Raw genomic sequence first — 6,383 nt, 5'->3', positions numbered from 1 at the left:
CCCCTGCCCCCTGCCCCCTGCCCCCTGCCTCTTCCTAGCCATTAGCAGCGTGAAGAAGGGCTAATTGGTGGTATTTTTCGGCGTGTTCGATGAGTTCGGTGATTTCAGTGTCTGTGAGTTGACGGACTACTTTACCAGGAATACCCATGACCAGAGAACCGGGGGGTACATTTTTGGTGACCACTGCACCTGCGCCGATAATGCTACCTGTGCCGACTCTTACGCCATTTAAGACTATTGCCCCAATACCAATTAAACAACCCCGCTCAATGTGAGCAGAATGTACCACAGCGCGATGACCGACAGTGACATGATCTTCTAAGATTGTGGGGACACCAGGATCACCATGAAGAATTGCCCCGTCTTGAATATTTGTACATTCGCCAATTTCAATGCGTTCTACATCACCTCTCACCACAGATCCATACCAAATGCTGGCTTTGGCTGCTATGGTGACAGAACCAATAATGATGGCATTTGCTGCCACAAAAGCAGCTTGAGAAAATTCTGGAGATTTCCAGACGGAAGAGATAGACACGATAGAATATGGATATGGTACCCAGGAACACTGGAGAAACTCCAACCTTTAGAACTGGTTGCGAAATCAGAATATCACGACATTAACCTTCTATCGTTAGGCGGTTGTGAAACTTCTTCTCAAGCACTATCTTCATTTTATGTAGCATTGAGCAAGTTATCTAAAGTGGTGGAACAGGAGTGTAAAGTTAAACCTACCGGTGCTGGCAAAAAACACAATATTATGTTTATACGCACTTCATGATAAATCCAGGCTTTCAGTACCCGATATTTGGCCCTGAAATACAGTGTCCTCACTGTCGCCAAACGATTTCGGCATTGACATTGACGGATACTTATTTATGTCCTCGTCATGGCGCATTTGAAGCTGAACCCAAAACTGGGGAGTTAGTTCATTTACAGTCTGGTCGTCATTGGCGCAGATGGGATGGAGAATGGTATCGTCAACATACTCATCCTGATGGGATTCGCTTTGAAATTCATGAAGCTTTGGACAAGCTTTATACTCAAGGTTATCGAGCTACGAGGATTATTGTTGCTAACCGTTATCAGGAGTTGATGAGTGGCTATTTAGAACGGAGTACACCTTGGCGTTCTGGACAAGGGGAAGTTGCTACGGGGGCGCGATTATATGGCTTACCTGTAGAGTTTAGCCCCGATTCCGCTGCTGAACCTTGCTGGGAAGTAATTAACTTTGATTTGGATAAAGAACCTGGTGTGCCGGTGCGTTACCCATATTTTCGGTTGTTTGAATAGGTGATTGGTAATTGGTGATTGGTAATGGGTAATTGGTAATGGGTAATTGGTAAAAATTTTCGCCCTGTTCCCCAATTTGGGTTTTAGATTGTAGATTAATCCAAAATCTAAAATCCAAAATTCTATGCACCATGCTTCTATTAGAACGGCAAATATCCATTTAGCGATCGCTTTTTATGAGCAGCTAGGGTTTACGGTGGGCGATCGCTTCACTACCGGTTATACTCTAGCTTGCTGGATGGAAGGTTTAGGGACTCGAATTGAACTCATCCAAATTCCCCAACCCAAACCAGCCCCAGATGCTTTTAATGACGAGCATTATGTAGGCTATTATCATCTGGCGTTTGATGTGACACAGATTACACCAGATTTACCAACTTGGTTGGAAAGTTTAAGAACACGGTTAGCAACAATAGAATATTTACCACCCCTGAAAATTCTTTTAGAACCTACACAGCAGCAAATTGGCGATAACATTTTAGAAGTTGCGTTTATCGCTGATTTTGACGGGTTGCCTCTGGAATTTTTGCGGTTTTTGCATAAATCAACTTGAAATTACTATTAATGCCTTTTGGCTGATGCAATATTGTTCCTTTACAGCTACATTTTTAATTTCCATGAAGTACAGAAACATTTGCCCAATTTCCTCAGTCAATCAACATATGTAACTTAAATTACATATAGCTATTCGCCAAAGAGTATGTCTTTTTTCTCTATCGCACAACGACATCGCTTTTCTTTAGTTATCTTGAGTATTTGGGTAATAGCGGCTTTTATCTTCCATCAAGATGCTGCTCTTAGCAGAGATAAAGCGGATTTTTCTCCCCGTCTCCACAACTTCGACTCAGAAAAATCTCATAAAACACTAGTCGCTAAGGAAACATCAAATCTCGCTATTACAGCAAATGTTCGGAAGACAGTCCTTGATAATGGGTTAACTGTTCTCACTAAAGAGGTTCATAATGCTCCTGTAGTCACAGTGCAGGTATGGTACAAGTTTGGCTCAGGACAAGAAGCATCTGGGGTAAATGGTATTGCCCACCAACTAGAGCATCTTATGTTTAAAGGTACTAGCAATCGTCCCATTCAATTTGGGCGGTTATTTAGTGCTTTAGGCAGTGATTCTAATGCTTTTACCAGTTATGACCAAACCGCATATTACAACACGGCAGAACGGGATAAACTCACCGCTCTGTTGACATTAGAAGCTGATAGGATGAAAAACTCACTAATAGATCCTCAACAGTTAGCTAGTGAGAAGCGAGTAGTTATTTCTGAATTACAAGGTTATGAAAATAGCCCAGCATATAGGCTGAATCGCGCTGTGATGATGTCGGTTTTTCCTGATCATCCCTATAGATTACCCATTGGTGGAACTAAGGCGGATGTAGAAAAATTCACAGTTGCTCAAGTGCGGGAATATTACCAAAAATTCTATAGTCCTGACAATGCTGTTTTGGTAATTGCGGGAGATTTTGACACCTCACAAACTTTGAGAAAGGTAGAAACTGTTTTTGGTAAAATTCCTAAACGTCAATATTCACCCCATAAGCTCATAATTCCATCCCCAGCCGTTACTCCTACACCTGTGATTAAGTTACAAGAACCGGGGGGAAATCCATTACTACAAATAATTTACCCACTTCCTCAAATCAATCAACCAGATATCCCCGCACTGGAAGTCATGGATTATATTTTGACTGCGGGTAAAAATTCTTACTTGTATCAAGAGCTAGTTGAATCAGGTTTAGCTCATGATGTTTCGGCAAATGTCGCTAGTTTACGCGCGGGTGGTTGGTATGAAATGTTAGTGACATCTGTGGGAACTCAGGATTTAACTAAACTTGATGCGGCGGTAATCAAGGCTCTGGATAAACTTGTTAAAATTGGTGTGACAAAGGAACAAGTAGAACGAGCCAAAACTCAATTAACGGCTTCAGTAATTTTAAATAACCGTGATATTACCAATCAAGCTATGCAGTTGGGTAATGATCAAATCACGACCGATAATTACCAGTATACCGAAAATCACTTAGTAAATATTCGTAAGGTTCAAGTTGCTGATGTGATTAATGTCATCAATAAATACTTGCAACCAGAAGCACGGAAAGTGGGATTTTTTGAACCGACTAAACAAGTAGCAACAGTTCAAAGTTCATCTTATTCAACACCAACACAAGAGAATTTTGGTATTGATGTGGCTGTAGTTCCTGCGGAGGTTAAGCAGTATTCACCACCTTTAGACATATTACCCAAAGCTGAGAAAAGACAAATACCCCAGCAATTACAACTTGCTAATGGGTTACGCATACTACTGTTACCAGATAAAACTACGCCGACAGTTACTTTAAGCGGCAATATTAAAGCGGGAACAGAATTTGAGTCCGACAATCAGGGAGGATTAGCTTCTTTAGTGGCAGTAAATCTGATGAATGGCACTAAAAATCAAGATATGCGGACTATTGCCAGAGGATTAGAGGTAAAGGGCGCAAATTTGAATTTTGAAGCTTATCGTGAAGGTGTGCAGATTAAAGGTAGTAGTTTGGCGGTGGATTTACCTATTTTGCTGGGGACTTTGACGGATGTAATTAGAAATAGTACATTTCCTGAAAAAGAGTTTGCTCTTGCGCGTCAACAAGCTTTAACTTCCTTAGATTCAGATTTAGATGATGCCGATAAGGTTGCAAATCGGATCTTTGTGCAGTCCATTTATCCGAAAAAACATCCATTACATACCTTTCCGACTGCGGAGAGTATTAGCAAAATTCAACGTCGAGATGTGATAGCTTTTAAAGCGCAACATTATCGCCCTGATACTACAGTTTTAGCAATTGTCGGTGATTTTGATGTTAACAAAGTGCGATCGCTCATTCAAGCAAAATTAGGAGATTGGCAAGTTCAAGGCAAACCACCAACGCTAAAATATCCCAATGTGGGGATGCCGAAAAATATGATTCACGTTAATCCTGTTGTTCCTGGTAAACCCCAAGCGATAACTTACATGGGTTATACCGGCATTAATCGTCAAGATAAACGATTTTATGCAGCGATGATCTTGAATCAAATTCTCGGAGGTGATACATTATCGAGTAGACTAGGGCTAGAAGTGCGCGATCGCCAAGGTTTAACCTACGGAATTTATAGCAATTTCATCACAGGTAAAAATGTTGGTACATTTCTCATTGAAATGCAAACCAGTCCAGAAGACGCACCCAAAGCAATTTCCAGTACCCGCAACCTCCTCAAACAAGTTCATCAACAAGGTGTTACCCCTATTGAAGTAGAAACAGCCAAACGGAATTTAATCAGCAGTTATAATATTTCCTTAGCCAATCCCGAACAATTAAGCCAAAAAATGGTAATGAATGAAGTTTACGGCTTAAATCAGGAAGAATTGCGATCATATATCAGCAAAATAGAGCAAGTCAGCCTCAATCAAGTCAATCAAGCTGCTCGTGAATTACTTCATCCTGATAAAATTGTAGTTGTCACAGCAGGTCCACCAATTCTTGCCCATAAAAAGATTAAATAAATCTTAATGATAAGAATAGATGTGATTTGCAAATATCCATTTAGCCATGAGTAACTTCTTAATTCAGGTCTACTACAATCTACCTCGAATCATCTGTATATTTTCCCTGCTAATCAGTCTGGTAATCATGGGTGTATCTCCAGCAACAGCAGAAAACCTATCTAATAATTTACTAAAACAACCAGCTATAGAAATTACAGTTAACTTGGGTAATTCTAGTAATGAATTAAAATTTGAGCCAAATCACTTAGAATTGATCTCAGGTAAACGTTACAATCTCAAATTAAGTAATCCTAGCTCACAAAAACACTATTTTACAGCCAAAGACTTTGCCGATGCAATTTGGACGCAAAAAGTCGAAGCCGGAAATGTAGAAATTAAAGGTAATATTCACGAATTAGAACTTAAACCCGGCGCAGAGGCAGAATGGGTATTTGTACCTATCAAACTAGGTAAATACACTTTACGATGTACTATTGCTGGACACACAGAAGCAGGCATGAAAGGAGAAATTATCATTAAGTAAGTGATAATCTACCCCTAGAGGCGCAAAATAAGTTAACTTAAAACATAGATATTTTTGGCAATAAATCTCAACAACTTCAAACCCAATCGGTAAAGCGCCGCTAACTCATAAACTTCATATGAATATTTTCACCAACCTACTTTCGCAACCAGCACAGCCAAAACCTGAAAAACAACAACGCCGAGGGATTGAAATTAAATCAGCCCGTGAAATCGAAATTATGCGGCAATCGGCGAAGATTGTGGCAACTGTTCTTAAAGAAATTTCTGAGTTAGTGCAACCAGGAATGACAACGGCTGATTTAGATGCTTATGCCGAAAAACGTATCCGCGAAATGGATGCCACTCCTAGCTTTAAAGGGTATCATGGCTTCCCCGCCTCGATTTGCTCTAGTATTAATCATGAAGTTGTACATGGAATTCCTAACTCTAAAAAGGTAATCCGCTCAGGGGATGTATTAAAAGTTGATACAGGTGCTTTTTATCAAGGCTTTCATGGTGATTCCTGCATTACTATCGCAGTGGGTAATGTAACAACTGAAGCCGCAAGACTGATTAAAATAGCGGAAGAATCTTTATATAAAGGGATTGAACAGGTAAAAGCTGGTGTCCATTTGACAGAGATTGCAGGTGCAATTGAAGATCATGTCAAAGCCAATGGGTTTACAGTAGTGGAACAATTTACTGGTCATGGTGTAGGTAGAAATTTACACGAAGAACCAGCGGTATTTAACTATCGGACTCGTGAGATACCAAATGTGAAATTGCGCTCAGGGATGACTTTAGCAATTGAACCAATTTTAAATGCTGGTTCTAAGAATACCCGAATTTTATCTGATAGATGGACTGCGGTAACAGTTGATAATGCTTTATCTGCTCAATTTGAGCATACTGTGTTAGTTACAGATAGTGGGTATGAAATTTTGACTGATAGAACTTATCTTTGCTAAAATAAGATTTAAGAAGATAGCGGTTATCGTTTGCGTTTGAGTGAGATATAAGAACCCCACCCCCAACCCCCTCCCCGCAAGCG

Annotated in this window: 6 protein-coding genes; 5 read left to right on the top strand and 1 reads right to left on the bottom strand. The window is 40.2% G+C overall.

What is annotated here, in order from left to right; genetic code table 11:
* Positions 1 to 34: 34 nt before the first annotated feature.
* Complete coding sequence (locus tag IQ228_RS18405; protein ID WP_053539328.1) at positions 35 to 538, bottom strand: gamma carbonic anhydrase family protein; 504 nt, start codon at positions 536 to 538, stop codon at positions 35 to 37.
* Between the two features lie 239 nt (positions 539 to 777).
* Here IQ228_RS18405 and IQ228_RS18400 point away from each other — a divergent pair, with 239 nt between their 5' ends.
* From IQ228_RS18400 to map, 5 genes are all read left to right on the top strand, one after another.
* Positions 778 to 1,293, top strand: coding sequence for a TIGR02652 family protein (locus tag IQ228_RS18400; RefSeq protein ID WP_027403906.1), 516 nt, complete (start codon positions 778 to 780; stop codon positions 1,291 to 1,293).
* A 124-nt stretch (positions 1,294 to 1,417) separates the two neighbouring features.
* Entirely contained in the window at positions 1,418 to 1,846 is a 429-nt protein-coding gene (locus IQ228_RS18395) for a VOC family protein (protein WP_027403905.1), read from the top strand.
* Positions 1,847 to 1,993: 147 nt separating this feature from the next.
* Positions 1,994 to 4,825: a pitrilysin family protein gene (locus IQ228_RS18390; protein ID WP_193963860.1), complete on the top strand. Its 2,832-nt coding sequence runs from the start codon at positions 1,994 to 1,996 to the stop codon at positions 4,823 to 4,825.
* Between the two features lie 127 nt (positions 4,826 to 4,952).
* The gene (locus IQ228_RS18385; RefSeq protein WP_370566908.1) at positions 4,953 to 5,351 is read left to right on the top strand and encodes a cupredoxin domain-containing protein; all 399 of its coding nucleotides are present in this window, start codon (positions 4,953 to 4,955) and stop codon (positions 5,349 to 5,351) included.
* Positions 5,352 to 5,469: 118 nt separating this feature from the next.
* Positions 5,470 to 6,300: a type I methionyl aminopeptidase gene (gene map / locus IQ228_RS18380; RefSeq protein ID WP_193963857.1), complete on the top strand. Its 831-nt coding sequence runs from the start codon at positions 5,470 to 5,472 to the stop codon at positions 6,298 to 6,300.
* The last annotated feature ends 83 nt before the right edge of the window (positions 6,301 to 6,383 follow it).

This window comes from Dolichospermum sp. LEGE 00246, from assembly GCF_015207865.1.
Taxonomy (GTDB): domain Bacteria; phylum Cyanobacteriota; class Cyanobacteriia; order Cyanobacteriales; family Nostocaceae; genus Dolichospermum; species Dolichospermum heterosporum.
This window is presented reverse-complemented; position numbering and strand designations above follow the sequence as displayed.

Bases quoted from the DNA above. Each gene is read 5' to 3' on its own strand.
- IQ228_RS18400 (WP_027403906.1), top strand. From the start codon at position 778: ATGATAAATCCAGGCTTTCAGTACCCGATATTTGGCCCTGAAATACAG.
- IQ228_RS18395 (WP_027403905.1), top strand. From the start codon at position 1,418: ATGCACCATGCTTCTATTAGAACGGCAAATATCCATTTAGCGATCGCT.
- IQ228_RS18390 (WP_193963860.1), top strand. From the start codon at position 1,994: ATGTCTTTTTTCTCTATCGCACAACGACATCGCTTTTCTTTAGTTATC.
- IQ228_RS18385 (WP_370566908.1), top strand. From the start codon at position 4,953: ATGGGTGTATCTCCAGCAACAGCAGAAAACCTATCTAATAATTTACTA.
- map (WP_193963857.1), top strand. From the start codon at position 5,470: ATGAATATTTTCACCAACCTACTTTCGCAACCAGCACAGCCAAAACCT.